Annotated in this window: 16 protein-coding genes and 1 riboswitch; of the genes, 9 read left to right on the top strand and 7 right to left on the bottom strand. The window is 39.5% G+C overall.

Translation table 11 applies throughout. The features are described 5' to 3' along the window. Nucleotides 1-8: 8 nt before the first annotated feature. The 3 genes from OD757_RS15440 to OD757_RS15430 all read right to left on the bottom strand — a co-directional run bounded on the left by OD757_RS15440 (nt 9) and on the right by OD757_RS15430 (nt 3,385). On the bottom strand, nt 9-722 hold the full coding sequence (locus tag OD757_RS15440) for a glycerophosphodiester phosphodiesterase (protein ID WP_263032408.1): 714 nt from the start codon (nt 720-722) through the stop codon (nt 9-11). Nucleotides 723-794: 72 nt separating this feature from the next. After that, entirely contained in the window at nt 795-1,373 is a 579-nt protein-coding gene (locus OD757_RS15435; protein ID WP_009389416.1) for a cob(I)yrinic acid a,c-diamide adenosyltransferase, read from the bottom strand. Between the two features lie 95 nt (nt 1,374-1,468). After that, on the bottom strand, nt 1,469-3,385 hold the full coding sequence (locus OD757_RS15430) for a TonB-dependent receptor plug domain-containing protein (protein ID WP_263032407.1): 1,917 nt from the start codon (nt 3,383-3,385) through the stop codon (nt 1,469-1,471). A 23-nt stretch (nt 3,386-3,408) separates the two neighbouring features. Beyond that, nucleotides 3,409-3,616: riboswitch (cobalamin riboswitch) on the bottom strand. A 126-nt stretch (nt 3,617-3,742) separates the two neighbouring features. Here OD757_RS15430 and OD757_RS15425 point away from each other — a divergent pair. The 4 genes from OD757_RS15425 to OD757_RS15410 are packed head-to-tail and all read left to right on the top strand — an operon-like array spanning nt 3,743 to nt 7,171. After that, complete coding sequence (locus OD757_RS15425; RefSeq protein WP_263032406.1) at nt 3,743-4,411, top strand: phosphoribosylanthranilate isomerase; 669 nt, start codon at nt 3,743-3,745, stop codon at nt 4,409-4,411. Further along, on the top strand, nt 4,386-5,615 hold the full coding sequence (gene trpB, locus OD757_RS15420; protein ID WP_263032405.1) for a tryptophan synthase subunit beta: 1,230 nt from the start codon (nt 4,386-4,388) through the stop codon (nt 5,613-5,615). Before OD757_RS15425 ends, trpB begins: the two co-directional genes overlap by 26 nt. 10 nt (nt 5,616-5,625) lie before the next feature. Continuing rightward, complete coding sequence (locus OD757_RS15415; RefSeq protein ID WP_263032404.1) at nt 5,626-6,138, top strand: DUF1543 domain-containing protein; 513 nt, start codon at nt 5,626-5,628, stop codon at nt 6,136-6,138. Nucleotides 6,139-6,175: 37 nt separating this feature from the next. Continuing rightward, entirely contained in the window at nt 6,176-7,171 is a 996-nt protein-coding gene (locus tag OD757_RS15410; protein ID WP_263032403.1) for a DUF2804 domain-containing protein, read from the top strand. Between the two features lie 8 nt (nt 7,172-7,179). Here OD757_RS15410 and OD757_RS15405 read toward each other — a convergent pair whose 3' ends face one another. Next, the gene (locus tag OD757_RS15405; RefSeq protein ID WP_263032402.1) at nt 7,180-8,055 is read right to left on the bottom strand and encodes a metal-dependent hydrolase; all 876 of its coding nucleotides are present in this window, start codon (nt 8,053-8,055) and stop codon (nt 7,180-7,182) included. A gap of 121 nt (nt 8,056-8,176) precedes the next feature. Between OD757_RS15405 and OD757_RS15400 the strand changes: the two genes are divergently transcribed. The 5 genes from OD757_RS15400 (at nt 8,177) to OD757_RS15380 (ending at nt 13,540) form a co-directional block, all read left to right on the top strand. Continuing rightward, the gene (locus OD757_RS15400; RefSeq protein WP_263032401.1) at nt 8,177-9,226 is read left to right on the top strand and encodes an AraC family transcriptional regulator; all 1,050 of its coding nucleotides are present in this window, start codon (nt 8,177-8,179) and stop codon (nt 9,224-9,226) included. 246 nt (nt 9,227-9,472) lie between these two features. Continuing rightward, nucleotides 9,473-10,276, top strand: a complete 804-nt coding sequence (trpA, locus tag OD757_RS15395) for a tryptophan synthase subunit alpha (protein WP_049838105.1) — start codon at nt 9,473-9,475, stop codon at nt 10,274-10,276. Then, nucleotides 10,273-11,169: an acetyl-CoA carboxylase, carboxyltransferase subunit beta gene (accD, locus tag OD757_RS15390; protein ID WP_009389706.1), complete on the top strand. Its 897-nt coding sequence runs from the start codon at nt 10,273-10,275 to the stop codon at nt 11,167-11,169. The genes trpA and accD overlap by 4 nt, the downstream gene beginning before the upstream one ends. Next, nucleotides 11,166-12,452 (top strand): bifunctional tetrahydrofolate synthase/dihydrofolate synthase, encoded by a 1,287-nt coding sequence (gene folC / locus OD757_RS15385; RefSeq protein ID WP_263032400.1) that lies wholly within the window; start codon nt 11,166-11,168, stop codon nt 12,450-12,452. The genes accD and folC overlap by 4 nt, the downstream gene beginning before the upstream one ends. Next, nucleotides 12,443-13,540 carry an SPOR domain-containing protein gene (locus OD757_RS15380; RefSeq protein WP_263032399.1) on the top strand — a complete coding sequence of 366 codons (1,098 nt, stop codon included), beginning with the start codon at nt 12,443-12,445 and terminating at the stop codon, nt 13,538-13,540. Before folC ends, OD757_RS15380 begins: the two co-directional genes overlap by 10 nt. Nucleotides 13,541-13,569: 29 nt before the next feature. Here the strand turns inward: OD757_RS15380 and OD757_RS15375 are convergent, their stop codons facing one another. The 3 genes from OD757_RS15375 to OD757_RS15365 form a co-directional block, all read right to left on the bottom strand. After that, the gene (locus OD757_RS15375) at nt 13,570-14,148 is read right to left on the bottom strand and encodes a dual specificity protein phosphatase family protein (RefSeq protein WP_263032398.1); all 579 of its coding nucleotides are present in this window, start codon (nt 14,146-14,148) and stop codon (nt 13,570-13,572) included. Further along, nucleotides 14,145-14,957, bottom strand: a complete 813-nt coding sequence (locus tag OD757_RS15370) for an MBL fold metallo-hydrolase (RefSeq protein WP_263032397.1) — start codon at nt 14,955-14,957, stop codon at nt 14,145-14,147. The genes OD757_RS15375 and OD757_RS15370 overlap by 4 nt, the downstream gene beginning before the upstream one ends. Before the next feature lie 237 nt (nt 14,958-15,194). Continuing rightward, a complete protein-coding gene (locus OD757_RS15365; RefSeq protein ID WP_009389675.1) occupies nt 15,195-15,836 on the bottom strand; it encodes a peroxiredoxin in 642 nt (213 codons plus the stop codon). Nucleotides 15,837-16,127: the final 291 nt, after the last annotated feature.

The raw sequence follows: 16,127 nt of genomic DNA, 5'->3' as shown, positions 1-16,127 counted from the left end.
TTTTATATTTATAGGGCTTGTAACATCGTGGTTGGAATATCTGTAATTAGCCCTTGTACATCTAAATCCTTGAGCCTTTTTGCTCTTTCTACATCATTGACTGTCCAGACACTAATATTTAAATCGGCCTGCTGGGAAAGTTGAATCATTTCATCTGTTGCGAGTTGATCATGCCAGCCAATATGACAGCAACCATATTGATGAGCGAGTTCAATTGCGATTGCACCCACTGGAAGCTCAACCAATAAGCCTCGTTTAAATTGAGAATTTATCTCACCTAAGGCCGTTAAAATTTGAAGATCAAAACTTGTGATAGTGACAACTTTTTCATAACCCTGTAATTCAATCTCAAGCTTTTCAACAATTTTTTCTGCTAAAGCCATGTCTCTTACAGCTTTAACTTCAACTTCAATATGTTCAAAGTTATCAAGTAATTTTAAAACGCCTGTAAGGGTAGGTGTTGGTTCTGAATTTGGCCAGTCAGGCCAGTTTTGACGATGATCAAATGACAACGCTTGAGCCAAATTAGATTGCTCAACAATGTGGTCGACTCCAGCTGTACGTAAAAAATTATCATCATGGATCACGACCAACTCTTCGTCTTGAAGTTGACGAATATCAAATTCGACACCACGAATACCTAAATTTTTTATGTGCTGAAACCCACCTAGTGTATTTTCAGGAGCTTCTCGGCGTGCACCACGATGACCAATAATGCGCATAATTTTCTTCTATGAAATATTTTGACTATGGTCTCTCAAAAGAACAGAGACCATTCTTAATCTAATCTATTTTTAAATAATCTCATTAATATTTTTTTGCCAAAGCACTTCTTGTCCACCTTCCGCACGTTGTAAAGCACGAGATGCGACAAACAACCAGTCAGACAGGCGGTTTAAAAGTTGGAGCGCCGTGGTTTGAATATTTTGGTCGCGTGTTTGTACCGACAGCAGTGATCGTTCTGCGCGGCGGCAAACGGCACGGGCTTGATGGGCATAACTGCAAGATAAAGAACCAGACGGGAGAATAAATTCTTTAAGCATCGGCAAGTCTTCATTCATACGGTCAATTTCTTTTTCAAGAAATTCAATACAAACAGGCTCAAGCAAATTGTAGTTTGGAATACAAACCTCTCCCCCTAAATCAAAAAGCCAGTGTTGAACAAGACTCAGGCTTTTATCCCAATCCGCTTTATTGGTCACTTGACTAGCTGTGATTTGAGCACGAAGTACCCCAATAATGGCATTGAGTTCATCGACATCACCAAGTGCTGCAATTCGTAAATCATCTTTGGCAACACGAGAACCATCGCCTAAACCTGTTGTGCCTGAGTCGCCTGTGCGTGTATAGATTTTGCTTAAACGGTGTCCCATGATGGATATCCTGAACATAAAAAAGGGATAATGTCGGTCAGAACATTACCCCGAAACTGGAGTTAAGAAAATATTTTTATAATCAGAGTGAAAAATTAATAACGGAAAGTGACCCCAACAGAAGCTTGGCGGCCACCATTCACATACCAATTACCAAAGTTGTAAACCGTTTTATATTCAGAATCACCCACATTTTCGATATTAGTAAATACTTTAACGTTTGGATTGATATTCCAGTAAGCATTTAAATCGACAGTAGCATAGCCTGGGACTTTTTGTGGATTAGCACTATTTTGAGCATTAGAGTTAGAGCGGGCAATAAGTGAAGCACTGATACCGTAAACAGTATTTTCTAAACCTGTAGTTAAGGTGAGTGTTTGCTTAGGACGATAAGCAATCTCTAAACCAGTTTCTTTATTTTCGGTTTTTACATAGGCATATTCAGTCGATAAAAATAGATCATCTTGTTTCCATTTAAAACCAACCTCTCCACCAGAAAATTGTGCTTTGTTTAGATTTTCATAAGTACTTGTCGTTGTGTTAGTTGCAGCATCAAAACTAGAACTTGATGCAATTAAATTTTTGACGTCTGTTTTGTATACCGATAAATATGCTGTTAATGCAGGAGTAAACTGATGGTCTAAGCCAATTTCATATGAAGTACTTTCTTCTGGTTTTAGATTGGTATTCCCATAAGTATGATAAATTCCACCAGAACCATAATCAGCTTCGCTGTGATAATACAATTCAGTAAGTGAAGGAGCTCTAAAAGCTGTTCCGATATTTGCATAAATACTGGTTGACGGTAATACAAAATAACGAACAGCTCCTTGCCCCACATTATGTGTTCCAAATTTTTCATTATCTTCGAGGCGTACGCCTAATTGCGTGCTGATTTTATCAGTTTTATATTGGTGTTGTAGATAATAGCCAGTAGAATCAATATCTTGCTTTCCATTTAAAATAGAGGCATCCTGATACTCTGTATTATCAATACTTGCGCCAACCAAGATATTTTGTGCCTGTGTAAATTGCCACTTAACATTTAAATCACCTTCATTGCGTTTAGTGTCAGCATGATAAGGTGATGATTCACGATACTCTTGTGTATCTTTAAAATTAGAATATCTTGTATTGATAGTGATATTAGATGTCGGTTTGTATTCGACTCTGGTACTGACTAACTGATTGTCAAACTCACGTTTAGCTGTATTGCTTATGCCACCATTGTCTGAATAATTATTAGCGCCCTTATTTTGAGAAATTTCAACACTTGTATTTAAATTATTCTTATTGTCATAACCTAATTTTGCGCTATAACCTTTTTGATCATAAGCAGCTTTTAAATTGTCTGGTTGTGTGTTGAAAATATGTGTTCCATCACTTTCCATACTTTGCCCACGAATCTGAGCAAAGAATCCTGCATCACTGACTAAATCTGTTCCAATAATCGCCTTATACGTATTATCCTCACCATAAATACCTGTAACGAATGCAGAGTTTCTTTCAGGTGTAGATGTAATCATTTGGATCACACCACCAATCGCATCAGTACCATATTGAACTGATGCAGGACCTTTTAAGATTTCAATGCAGTCAAGATTAGTTGTATCTAAAAGTTCAGGATAAATTGGGGAAAGGGTATTTGGAGTATTTAGACGTGCCCCATCTTTTAATAACAGTACATGATTTGGATTTGTACCACGAATCAAAAGATTAGTACCTTGCCCAAGACCACCATTTTGTTTTACATAAATAGATGCATCTTTTTGCAAGATATCAGATAGATTTAAAGCAGGATTTTTTTCAATTTCTTCTTTAGAAATCACTGAAATTCGCGCCGGAACCTCACTCGCTTTTTCAGCACTTTTTGAAGCAGTGATTACAATTGGATCAAGCTGAGTTGCGTTCGTTGTATCTTCAGCAAAAATAACAGGTGAAAACCCCATCGCAATAGCGATAGCCCCTACCAGACGAGTAGGTTGAAAAGTCTTAGACATAACATGCTCCATACATTCACCCCACGTGAATGATCGGGTAGATAGATGAAACAAGTAGGTCTCCGGACTTCAACGCCATATTTAATTTATGGACATATTCACCTTCCCACATTACTGCAGTGGTGTAAGTCGATAGCGACTTAAAAAATATGCTTTACATTGTTACCGTTGCGGGGGCAGTGCCGGACTTTCACCAGCTTCCCTAAAGCATTAATTGCTTACACTTGCTTCTAATTTTACGCAGTATAAAGTGGCGATTTATTTCATACAATGTCATTTAGTCCAATTCCCAGAGAACTTTTACGCAAGGGACAAAAATTGCATTACAATGGCGTTTATTTTAAGAAATGGTTGTAGTTTAGGCAGATCATGAGCCCTTCAAACCAAAAACGTACACGCGCAAAAATCTGTGGAATTACTCGCATTCAAGATGTTCAGGCAGTTGTTACTGCTGGAGCAGATGCGATAGGTTTTGTTTTTTTCCCGCCAAGCCCAAGACATGTAACAGTTGAACAGGCCCAAGAATTAGCAAAAGTAATTCCACCTTATGTACAAATGGTTGGTCTGTTTGTTAATGCAAGTGCCACTGAAATTCAGGATGTACTTGATTGTGTTCCCCTAGATGTATTACAACTACATGGCGATGAAACTCCAGAACAATGTCAGGAAATAGCTCGCCATTGTAAACGTCGCTGGTATAAAGCGATTCAGGTTAAACCTGATTTAGATGTAATTGCTGAAATTCAAAAATATCAGGCGGCAGGAGCCAGTGCTGTATTGCTCGATGCGTGGCATCCTGAGCTTAAAGGCGGTACAGGACATCAGTTTGACTGGTCTAAATTTCCAAAACTTGATATTCCATTAATCTTGGCAGGCGGGTTAACCCCTGACAATGTCATTGACGCTATTCATACTACCGGTGCTTTTGCAGTAGATGTGAGCGGAGGCGTAGAATCCGCAAAAGGTATAAAAGACCAACAACTCATTGAACGATTTATGCAAGGAGTCCAACGTGGATCAGCAAAACAATGTGATTGACTATACACAGTACCCAGATGCTGCAGGGCATTTTGGTATCCATGGCGGACGTTTTGTGTCAGAAACTTTAATGGCGGCATTAGAAGATTTAGAAAGTCTCTATTCTCGCATGAAAAATGATGAACAGTTTCTGGCAGAATTCGACCGCGATCTCGCCTACTATGTAGGTCGTCCTAGTCCACTTTATTATGCTGAGCGATGGTCAAAAGAGTTAGGTGGTGCGCAAATTTATCTTAAACGTGAAGACTTGAACCATACAGGCTCACATAAGGTAAATAACACGATTGGACAGGCATTATTAGCAAAGCTTTCTGGTAAAAAACGTATTATTGCCGAGACTGGTGCTGGGCAACATGGTGTAGCAACTGCAACAATTGCAGCGCGTTTAGGGCTTGAATGTGTTGTTTATATGGGTGCCGAAGACGTTAAGCGCCAAGCGATGAACGTTTATCGTATGCGTTTGTTGGGTGCCACAGTTGTTCCTGTACAAAGTGGTTCTAAAACGCTGAAAGATGCCATGAACGAAGCGATGCGTGATTGGGTAACCAACGTTGATACGACGTACTATGTAATTGGTACAGTTGCAGGCCCACATCCATATCCTCAACTCGTTCGTGACTTCCAGTCGATTATTGGCCGTGAAGCACGTAAACAGATCTTGGAGCAAGCAGGTCGCTTACCAGATGCATTGGTTGCATGTGTGGGTGGCGGTTCAAATGCAATGGGCTTGTTCTATCCATTCTTAAACGATACCAACGTGAAAATGTATGGTGTTGAAGCTGCTGGTTTGGGTATTGAAACTGGTAAGCACTCCGCGCCGTTAAATGCAGGCCATGTGGGCGTATTGCACGGTAACCGTACTTACTTGATGAGTGATGAGCAAGGTCAGATTATTGAGACACATAGTATCTCAGCGGGCCTAGATTATCCGGGTGTTGGTCCTGAACATAGCTTCTTGAAAGATATGAAACGCGTAGAATACGTGCCGATTAATGATACAGAAGCTCTGCAAGGTTTCCGTGATTTAACCAAAATCGAAGGGATTATCCCTGCACTTGAAAGCTCGCACGCAATGGCATACGTTTCTAAGCTTGCACCAACAATGTCTAAAGATCAGATTATTATTGCGACTGTTTCAGGCCGTGGTGATAAAGATTTAATGACAGTTGCACGCATTGATGGCGTAGAAATGGTCGAGATGTAAGAGAACTATAATGCCAAGCTTGTTTATGGTGATGTTAGGTGGGCGTCATGCACGCGCTAATACAGAAGTTCATGATGTAGTCATGGCTGTAGGGGATACTTTGGAAGAAGTTTATCCTCAACTTAAACAGGCTTGGTTTGGTGAGACTCAAGGATTACATATTGATGCTTGGGCTAAACTCTCTGGTGTTAGCTCTCAAGGGCAAAATTATCAAATTCATTTTACAGATGCTGCTCCACAACCAGATGATTTAAAATTATATTTAATTAATCTGGGTGGATATAATGCTCGTGAATTCGGTGAACTTCACCGTTATGAGTTTGTAGTTGCACCAAATACTGTCATTGCTAAACAATTAGGTAAACAATTTATAGATCAACAGTGGCAAAAACCACACACAGATCGAGTCATTGATATTGATGACTGCTTAGCGATAGATTGTGTAGCAGGGCGCTATATTCATTTAATAAAAGGCGATTTTGCTGCAACGATTTGGGAAAATACGTATTTGACCGTGGTATAGGTCATTTGAAATCTAATATTCATATGGAAGTGGGTAAATGGATTTAATTCAAGAAAATGGACAGCCTCGTTACGGGCGTTTTGAATCTGTACCGTCAACCATTCATGTACAACATTATATTTATAAAACGCCTTATGGTAAGGTCTTAAAAGGCTGGCGTAAGCAATTAAAATATAAGAAATTTAAATTCTGCGGCATTCAACATAAACACTATAGTATTGGTCTGGCAATTGCAGATATCGGCTGGGTTGGGCATGGTTTTTTCTATATTTATGATCATGAAACTCAGCAGGTCATTGAGTGGAATGCAATTCAGCCTTTAGGACATAAAACCTATCTTGATGAACAGCCGTTGTTTAATCAAAGCTATTTTTCTAAATCGCCTTATCAGTTTGATATCCAGCATGGCAATGGTGTGCGATACATTCGAGTCACTAAATATGGCGAGATTCAACTTAGCGCTCGAATTTTTTGTGCTGGAACCGATATCTTAAGTTTGTGTACACCGACAGGAATTAACGGTTGGACCTATACCCAAAAGCAGACCACGCTAGGTGTAGAGGGGATGTTTATTAATAAACAAAACCAAGTTGTACAATTTGATGAAAAGACTTTTGCATCGCTAGATGATACTTGTGGCTTTTTGCGACCTGAAACGGCTTGGTTCTGGCTTTCATGTAATTTCTGGGATGAGCAAGGGCGGCGTATCGGTTTAAATTTAGCTTCAGGGGTTAATGAAAGCTTTGGTAATGAAAATTGCTTATGGATTAACGGAGTTTTATTTCCACTGACTGATGTTTTATTTGAAAAAGTAAATGATGAGCTTTGGAAAATTAGCTCTCTAGATCAAAAACTTAATCTACAGGTCCATATTGGTTGGTGTCGATACGAAAATATTAATTTAAGAATGATTGGAAGCCAGTTCAATCAGTGGCAAGCTAAAATTAGCGGCACGATTGAGCATGAGGCAACCGATATAATCAATTGCAATGAGCAATACGGTTTACTCGAACAACATTATGCAAAATGGTAACAAGCAGGTTATAAACCTGCTTGCCAAAATGCTTCACCAGCTGCAATAGGGTCATTTGTCTTTTCGAGTGTTTCAATCCAAACAGGGTATTGACGAATGACCGGATGTTGACTTGGATGAAAATCTTTTTTAAACCAATCTAAATATTGGCTTTTCATGGCGGTTAATGTGCCATTTTTACCAAAGAACCAAGGTAAGCCTTTAAGGTTCATTAAAAGTCGTTCTCTAGAACTAAAGCCATCACATTTCAACATGATATTCGTGCGATAGAGCGTAAAACCAAACATCAGAACCGTCGTAAGAACTAATACAAAACGACGAGTCGACTCTGGTACTTCACCGACCTGTTTCATAACATCAAAAGCAACATCTCGGTGCTCCATCTCTTCAATGGCATGCCATGCAAACAGCGCTCGGACATACGGATGTGCATTTTCCAATGTTTTTTTATTGCTATAAAAGGTTTCTGCCATTAATGCAGTTAAATGTTCTGCCGCCGCCGTCATCGCAATATTGTATTGCGGTGAGCGTTTGGTAAGTTCAAAACGAAAAATTCTTTTTAGTGTGGTTGTGAATTGGTCAACAGGCATACCTTGCTCTTTCATGAGCTGATTCATTTTGTCATGAGCAATACCGTGTTGAGCTTCTTGTTTAATAAAGTCCACAACTCGTTTTTGTAGTTCTGGATCATCAATTTTGTCTCGGAACATACGAACACATTCGATAAAATAACGCTCTCCATCTGGAAAGGTTAAGCTGAGTGCATCAAACATACGAGTCAAAAAAGGATCATTATTAAACCAAAAGCGAGGTGCTTCGTTTAAGTGAAAATCTAGATCTTTACGAACCACTGGCTCGACTTGATAAGAAACATGTGCGTTCATATTTTTATTTCTCGCATCTAACTTGTTTACTAGTATGTCGCGGCTAGTCGGCTTTGTTTTGACAGTTATTGCCAATTTTTATACAGTTTGCGACAAGATGGCAGTAAAAAAAGGATGCGCCATGCAGGATTTTACGATTTCAAATGGATATTTTTACCTTTGGAATACTTACTTAAAAGAAAGGAAAATGGACTGGCAGGCATTAAATCTGACGGATGTTCAGGCCCGCCAAATTCAAAATATTTTAGCTTCGTCTATTGATGCTCAATCATCTTTAACTTTTTTTCTTGAGCTTTTAGAGCTAACCGAATCTCAGCTACAAGTTTCCAATTTAGCTCTGGAAATGGCCACTTGCATTACACCTGCCAATTTTGGAGTGTTGGGCTATATGGCATCCCGAAGTGGCAGTTTTGCAGAGGTTCTTGAATACATTATGAAGTTTCACCGTCTGGTGATTGACGGTGAGCAAGTGGTACCTATGCAAATTGAGCAAGATGCTTCAAAAATTCGTTTGTATTGGCCCTTGGTTGATGACAGCAATATCATACTTTGTGAATTGACCTTGGCAGCGATGGTACAGCTTGCTAAACAGATAGCTCCACTACATGATTTTCTCTTGCAACAAGTTGAGTTCGTTCACCGTGCACGTGGTCCGTTAGTGCACTATCAGCGTTTCTTTCAATGCAAATTATCATTTGAAAAACCTTACTATGCATTAACTTTTGCAAGTGAGGGATTAAGTATACGCCCTCAGCATGCAGACCCGACCTTAATACAACTTTTGGTGAAACAGGCAGAAGAAGCGTTAGCTCAGCGTAAAATACATACAGATTTAGCTCAGCAAATTCATTGGATTGTTCATGAATATTTTAAGCAAAGGCAGCAGGCCCCTAAAATAGAAGATATTGCCATCGAGTTGAATATTTCAGTACGAAGTTTGCAGCGCCAACTACAGTCATTAAACACTTCATTTAAATTAATTTTAGATGCAGAGCGTATGAGACGCTGTGAGATATTACTTAACCAAAATGCCAGCCTCACTTTAATTGCTGAACAATTGGGATATTCGGACCAGTCAGCACTTGCACGTGCCCATAAAAATTTGACAGGACAAACTCTATTAGCAAGAAAAAGACAATTACAGCTAACAAATAAAAATGCAATAAAATAGCCTTTCTGTGGCGATTTTCTATTCAGATGACGATCTAATAATGGCTCGAAAATAGGAAGCTTTGATCATTGAGAAAAGTTTCAAAATATTGATAAATGTACGCCATGGGTTGTATGAATCATACAATCGAATATCGCCATAACGTTAGACCTGTTCAATGGACAAAAAATAGCGTTAAAATGCGATGTTCTTGTATTTCTACAAACAACTCCTCAATTTTAAATAATTCAAGGAAAGCACAACCCTATGTCACGTCTTGCCACCCGTTTTGAAAAGCTTAAGTCCCAACAACGTAAAGCGCTTGTATCTTATGTCATGGCGGGTGATCCACAACCGCAAGTAACAGTTCCGTTACTGCATAAAATGGTTGCGGCAGGAGTAGATGTCATTGAGCTTGGTTTACCATTTTCAGATCCAATGGCCGATGGTCCAGTAATTGCGCTTGCAGCTGAACGTGCGCTTGCAGCAGGGACTAACACATTAGATGCTCTTAATATGGTAAAGGAGTTCCGTGAACAGGATCAGGATACACCTGTTGTTTTAATGGGTTATCTGAATCCGGTTGAAGTGATTGGTTACGAGAAGTTTGTTTCTCATGCGAAAGAGTGTGGTGTAGATGGCTTATTACTGGTGGATTTACCGCCAGAAGAGTCAAAAGAGTTTGGTGCTGTGTTGAAGCAACATGACATGGATCAAATCTTCTTGCTCGCACCCACTTCTACAGACCAACGCATTCAGCATGTGGCAAATCAGGCAAGTGGATTTATCTACTATGTTTCACTTAAGGGTGTAACGGGAGCCGCAACACTAGATACGGCAGAAGCTGCTGCACGTATTCAAAAAATCAAAAATGCCACTGATATTCCAGTAGGTGTTGGTTTTGGTATCAGTGATGCTGCTTCAGCAAAAGCAATGGGTAGCGTTGCTGATGCTGTGATTGTAGGTAGTGCTTTCGTTAAAAATTTTGCAACGTTGGCAGCGGATGACGCTGTTGAACAGACGGTGAATAAAGTCAAGGAGCTTCGAGCAGCGCTCGATGAGTTAGTATGAATCAAGAAGTGAAATCAGGGAAAGTTCTTAGCCCTTCGACACCATGGACAAAACGTCCGGTTCCAGGTATTGAAGTCGCAAATGAGCAACAAATTCTCAAAGCAACATTTACTGAGCCAACGATTGAATGCCCTGAATGTCATGCTCTAGTGACACGTACAGCAATCTCTTTCAATGCATATGTTTGTCCACAGTGTGATGAACACTTACGAATGAAAGCTCGTGATCGTTTGAACTGGTTCTTCGACAATGTCGTAGCAGAATTAGGGCAAGAATTTAGCGCGAAAGATCCGTTAAAGTTTGTCGACACCAAGCCATATCCAGAACGCATGCGTGAAGCGCAAAGCAAAACTGGTGAAACAGAAGCTTTAATCGCCATGCAAGGTAATTTAAATGGCGTGGATATGATTGCTTGTGCTTTTGAGTTCGACTTTATGGGCGGCTCTATGGGTACTGTAGTAGGCGACCGTTTTGTTCAGGCTGCTGAACTTGCTATTGAAAAACGTCAACCATTGATCTGTTTCGCAGCTTCTGGTGGCGCACGTATGCAAGAAGGCATGTTGTCACTTATGCAAATGGCGCGTACTTCGGCTGCGATTCAAAGATTAAAAGATGCAGGCTTACCTTATATCGTGGTGTTAACACATCCGGTGTATGGTGGTGTAACTGCTTCTTTAGCAATGTTGGGCGATATTCATATTGCTGAACCTAAAGCGATGATTGGCTTTGCTGGTAAACGTGTAATTGAGCAGACTGTACGTGAAACGCTAGAAGAGCCGTTCCAACGTGCTGAATATTTGCTTGATCATGGTGTAATCGATCAGATTGTTCATCGTCATGCTTTACGTGATACTGTATCTCGACTTGTATCGAAATTGATGAACTTACCTTGAATCAACAAGCTCCACTTTCAATAGACTCTTTAGATACATGGCTCAATTATTGGAGCCATGTTCACGTTACAGGGATAGATCTTGGTCTGGAACGTGTAATTCCTGTTGCAGAAAAGCTGGGTGTAACTCAGCCTACTGCTAAAGTTTTTACAGTAGCCGGAACGAATGGTAAAGGCTCAACTACAACCACACTGGCCGCGATATTAAACGCACAGGGTTATAAAGTTGGGTTATATCAGTCACCGCATATCTATCGCTTTAATGAGCGAGTCAAATTGGGTGGAGTCGAAGTCGATGATCAAAGTCTGATTGATGCTTTTGTTCAAGTCGATCAGGCTCGTCGCGATTGTGATTTAAGCTTATCTTTTTTTGAAGCAACCACTTTGGCTGCTTTTGTTATTTTTAAACAACAACAATGTGATGTATGGGTGCTCGAAGTCGGTTTGGGCGGGCGTTTAGATGTCGTTAATGTCATTGATCCCGACGTTGCAGTTATTACTAATATTGGCTTAGATCATACTGACTGGTTGGGCGATACTATCGAAAAAATTGCTTTTGAAAAAGCAGGCATTATTCGTCCACAAATTCCAGTTGTCTTTGCTGGCGAACAGCTTTTACCGCAAGCAATTCAAGATAAAGTAGAAAGTACGCAAGCAATTTTATGTACCGTTAATCGTGATTATTTTTATAAACTCGCCGATGATGGACAGAACTGGTACTTTGCCTCAGAAGGAACCACTTTAAAGCTTCCTTTAGGTCATTTAGCTATTGAAAATATTGCGGGAGCGGTTGCAGCTATTTTAAATAGCGGACTTGAAATTTCTCAGTCTGCTTTAGAAAAAGGTATTCGAGCTGCACGTTTAGCAGGACGTTTTGAACAGCGTCAAGTGGAAGGGAAAACGGTAATTTTTGATGCCGGACACAATCCACATGGTGTTGAATTTTTGTTAAAGCAATTGCGAAATTTCTTAGAATACAATAAACAGTACACAGAAGTTGTCGCAGTATTTTCAATGCTGGCAGATAAAGATATAAAATCAGTAGTCGATTTATTGAAACCTACTGTTTTACATTGGAAAATTGCTGAGTTGAATGTGCCGCGTGCTGCATCAATTCAGCAACTCAATGATGCCTTGCAAGGTCAGAGAGTACAACAATATGGCAATATCAAAGAGGCTTTTAAATCAGCGCTTGAGCAAACAAATAACAATCAGCTGATTTTGGCCTGTGGTTCGTTTCATACTTTAGAAGCGATTTGGGAGTATTTGGAAGAATGTCAATGAATAACAAACAACGCTGGATGGGTGGTGTTGTTTTACTGGGAGGTGGTGTTTTATTGGCAGCATTACTTCTAAAAGGAAATGAGGAAATAAAACAGGTTGAAGTTCAACCACCCGCATCCACATCGCCAAAAGCTCAAACTAAACCAAAACAAGCAACCGAAGGACAAATGGTACAACTACAACCTCTAGCGGTTGATGTTGAAACAGAAAAGCGGTTGCTAGAAGAACAACGTCGTTCACGTGAAAAAGCTGTTGCAGAACAAGAAGCACGTGCAGCGGAGTTTTTAGCAATGCAGCAGCAAGCTGAAGCTGATGCGGCTCGTAAAGCTGCAGCAGAGTACGCTGCAATTAATGCACGTCGTACAGCAGCGCAAGAAAGTTCAGATAATATTCCACCAGAGTTAGTGGGTGAGGCGAAAGCTAAAAATCAGCAAACCAATACGGCGAATAAACCAACTGATACTTCAAAAATAGATGCAGACAAAAAAGCAGCTGAAGCAAAACGCCAAGTAGAAGCTGATAAGAAAGCAGCTGAAGCAAAACGCCAAGCCGAAACTGATAAGAAAGCAACTGAAGCAAAACGCCAAGCAGAAGCTGATAAGAAAGCAGCTGAAGCAAAGCGACAGGCAGAAGCTGATAGGAAAGCAGCTGAAGCAAAACGTCAGGCAGAAGCAGATAGAAAATCAACTGAAGCAAAACGCCAAGCAGAAGCTGATAAGAAAACAGCTGAAGCAAAACGCCAAGCAGAAGCCGATAAGAAAGCAGCTGAAGCAAAACGCAAAGCTGAAGCAGATAAAAAAGCCGAAGCTGAAAAAGCACGTGAACTGCTTGAAAATGGTGATAAAAAGTGGATGGTGCAGGTTGCATTGGCTGCTAACCAAGCAAACGCAGATGCCGTTGTTTCTAAATTACGAGCTAAAGGCTATAAGGTAACCACGAGTCAAACTAGTAAGGGAATCCGTATTATGGTAGGACCTGCGAAAGATCGTGATACAGCAGATGCAGCCCGTAAGAAAATTACTTCTGATTCAAGTTTAAATATGAAATCGGCTTGGGTCATTGATTGGGTGCCGTTAGACCAACGCTAGTCAAATCAAAGTTTACACTCAAAAAATTATTAAGATGGATTCGACAGTTGCTGTTGAATCCATCTTACATTTTCAGGTGTAAATAAACGGTCAATGTTCTTCCAAATAATATGATAACCATAACCCCCTTGTTTCATTTCTTTAATCGCATCATCAATTGCCCAATTCTCAAAAATAATTCGATACATCGCAACACTAGCTCCTGTACGGTCTGAACCATGGTAGCAGTGCAATAAGACACGTTGATTATTCTGTTTTGCAATCTTAATTTGTTGCATGACTTCTAATAAGTCTTGTCGGTCAATAGCCCATGTATTGATAGGAATATGCACAAGATTAAAGTTTTCATTTTTAAAAACTAAAGTATCTGCATCTTTAGCTCTTAAATTAATAATAGTTCCAATTCGATTACGTTTTAACTCAGGAATCATCGCTGCATCGGGTTGTTCACTGCGAAAAACATCATTACTAATTTGATAAAAATTATGAGTCTGCGCGACTATAGTGTCCCATTCTTGTGGTCGATGCTCATGTGCAATATTTTCATGCTGCATACATCCCTGTAAATTTATACAGATGAGCAGTGTGATGAGCGTTAATTTTTTCATTTTTGATACCGGTTAAGCTCATAAGGATCATGAGCACAAATTATTTCAATCGTTGGCTCATGTTGAGCTAAATGCTGTAAGCGTTTGAGATTAACAAGGCGTTTCTCATTATCCTCTGCAAATGTTTTTTCCAGCAGACTGAGTGATCTTAATTTATTTTTAGGGTTTAGCTCTAGGTGAGAGTAGTAGGCATCCCCACAAAATAATAACCATTGATTTTGTTGTTTTATCGCAATTCCACAATGGCCGGCTGAATGCCCTAATAGAGGCACCATTAAAATTTCATCTTGAAACTGAGGAAAGCCTTTTACTTTTTCGAGGTTAAACCATGCTTCACCTTGCTGATATTCAACAAAGTTCCAGTAGCGATGATCTTTATATTGATTGGTTCTATAACGAAGTTTGCCCTTAAAATTAGGAAGTTGGGCTGCGTTATATTCTGCTGCTAAAACATGCACAGTGGCATGTGGAAAATCTGAAATTCCGCCTGCATGATCAAAATCAAGATGAGTGACAAAGATGTGTTGTACATCCTTTGGATTAAACCCGAGCTTTTGAATTTGCTGAATAGCACTAAACTCAAGGTTAGGCTCAATTTTGCCTAAACGTTTAACTAATGAACCTAGGCGTTGTTTCATATGTAAGTAATCTTGCAAGCCAAAACCTGTATCGATAAGCACTAGACCCCGATCAGTTTCAACCAGAAGGCAGTGACAGATGACTTCAGCCCGGAAACCTTTTTGACCAAAGAGTGGAGCGCAAACTGGGCACATGCTGCCACACTTTAAATGATGAATTTTATAGATCATAATTTTTATTTTTTATACCGAATCGCTTCGAGTTATAACTGATCTGAACAGTAAAAACCATGTGTATTCAATACATAAATAAAAAGCCATCGCGTTGGATGACTTTTCAAGGGTGGGATATTTACTTATTTTGCTTAAGATTTACTACGCGCTTCGTTTATCTCGTAGCCAACTTTTCGAATGCTTGCCTACGCGCTTCGCTTGTCTTGCGCTTCAATTAAAGCCTTTTTAAAAGCTTTAATCTTGCTCAGGCTGTGGCGTTAAGCGTAGATAAGGCTTAACCGCTGTATAACCTTTAGGGAAACGTTGTTTAATTTCTTCTTCATCTTTAAGTGAAGGCACAATAACGACATCTTCGCCTTGTTGCCAGTTCGCAGGCGTAGCGACTTTATGCTTATCGGTTAATTGTAATGAGTCAACAACACGTAAGACTTCATTAAAATTTCGACCTGTTGAAGCAGGATAGGTAATAATTAAACGAACTTTTTTATTTGGGTCAATAATCACTAAAGAACGAACGGTGAGCGTTTCACTGGCATTAGGATGGATGAAATCATATAGCTCAGATACTTTACGATCTTTATCTGCAATGATTGGAAAGTTTACAGTTGTATTTTGTGTTTCGTTAATGTCATTGATCCAACCCTTATGAGACTCTACATCATCTACTGACAGTGCAATCGCTTTAACATTACGTTTTTCAAATTCATCTTTTAATTTTGCTGTGTAGCCTAACTCTGTTGTACATACTGGAGTATAGTCGGCTGGATGTGAAAATAAGATTCCCCAACTATCTCCTAGAAAATCATAAAAATGAATAGTGCCTTCGCTCGATTCTTGTTGAAAATCGGGGGCAGTGTCTCCTAATCGTAGTGTCATGGTCGTTCCTTAATTGCTCATAATTTGTTATGTGTTCTAATGAATATGCAGCATTTACTTTATGATTAAAATTATTGTTTTTGTATTTTATTATGAACTTTTTATATAAGTGTAAATATATATGACTAAAACTCACTATTTTATATGCTTAATCAATGTAACTTTAAGGTAAATTTGCTAAATTAGATTTCTCGGAAGTTATGCGTAATAGATGAGCGCTAATGTTACGTTTTTAGGTGCAAGGCACATTACGGGGGACTAGAGGAATGATAAAACCATTCGTCTAACTAT

Origin of the sequence: Acinetobacter sp. AYS6, assembly GCF_025630795.1 — a bacterium.
Lineage (GTDB): Bacteria > Pseudomonadota > Gammaproteobacteria > Pseudomonadales > Moraxellaceae > Acinetobacter.
This window is presented reverse-complemented; position numbering and strand designations above follow the sequence as displayed.

Coding starts and splice junctions, on each gene's coding strand:
- OD757_RS15430 (WP_263032407.1), bottom strand. CDS start 3,385: ATGGAGCATGTTATGTCTAAGACTTTTCAACCTACTCGTCTGGTAGGG.
- OD757_RS15370 (WP_263032397.1), bottom strand. CDS start 14,957: ATGATCTATAAAATTCATCATTTAAAGTGTGGCAGCATGTGCCCAGTT.
- OD757_RS15405 (WP_263032402.1), bottom strand. CDS start 8,055: ATGAACGCACATGTTTCTTATCAAGTCGAGCCAGTGGTTCGTAAAGAT.
- OD757_RS15415 (WP_263032404.1), top strand. CDS start 5,626: ATGCCAAGCTTGTTTATGGTGATGTTAGGTGGGCGTCATGCACGCGCT.
- OD757_RS15400 (WP_263032401.1), top strand. CDS start 8,177: ATGCAGGATTTTACGATTTCAAATGGATATTTTTACCTTTGGAATACT.
- OD757_RS15440 (WP_263032408.1), bottom strand. CDS start 722: ATGCGCATTATTGGTCATCGTGGTGCACGCCGAGAAGCTCCTGAAAAT.
- OD757_RS15435 (WP_009389416.1), bottom strand. CDS start 1,373: ATGGGACACCGTTTAAGCAAAATCTATACACGCACAGGCGACTCAGGC.
- OD757_RS15380 (WP_263032399.1), top strand. CDS start 12,443: ATGTCAATGAATAACAAACAACGCTGGATGGGTGGTGTTGTTTTACTG.
- trpA (WP_049838105.1), top strand. CDS start 9,473: ATGTCACGTCTTGCCACCCGTTTTGAAAAGCTTAAGTCCCAACAACGT.
- OD757_RS15365 (WP_009389675.1), bottom strand. CDS start 15,836: ATGACACTACGATTAGGAGACACTGCCCCCGATTTTCAACAAGAATCG.
- OD757_RS15425 (WP_263032406.1), top strand. CDS start 3,743: ATGAGCCCTTCAAACCAAAAACGTACACGCGCAAAAATCTGTGGAATT.
- accD (WP_009389706.1), top strand. CDS start 10,273: ATGAATCAAGAAGTGAAATCAGGGAAAGTTCTTAGCCCTTCGACACCA.
- OD757_RS15410 (WP_263032403.1), top strand. CDS start 6,176: ATGGATTTAATTCAAGAAAATGGACAGCCTCGTTACGGGCGTTTTGAA.
- OD757_RS15375 (WP_263032398.1), bottom strand. CDS start 14,148: ATGAAAAAATTAACGCTCATCACACTGCTCATCTGTATAAATTTACAG.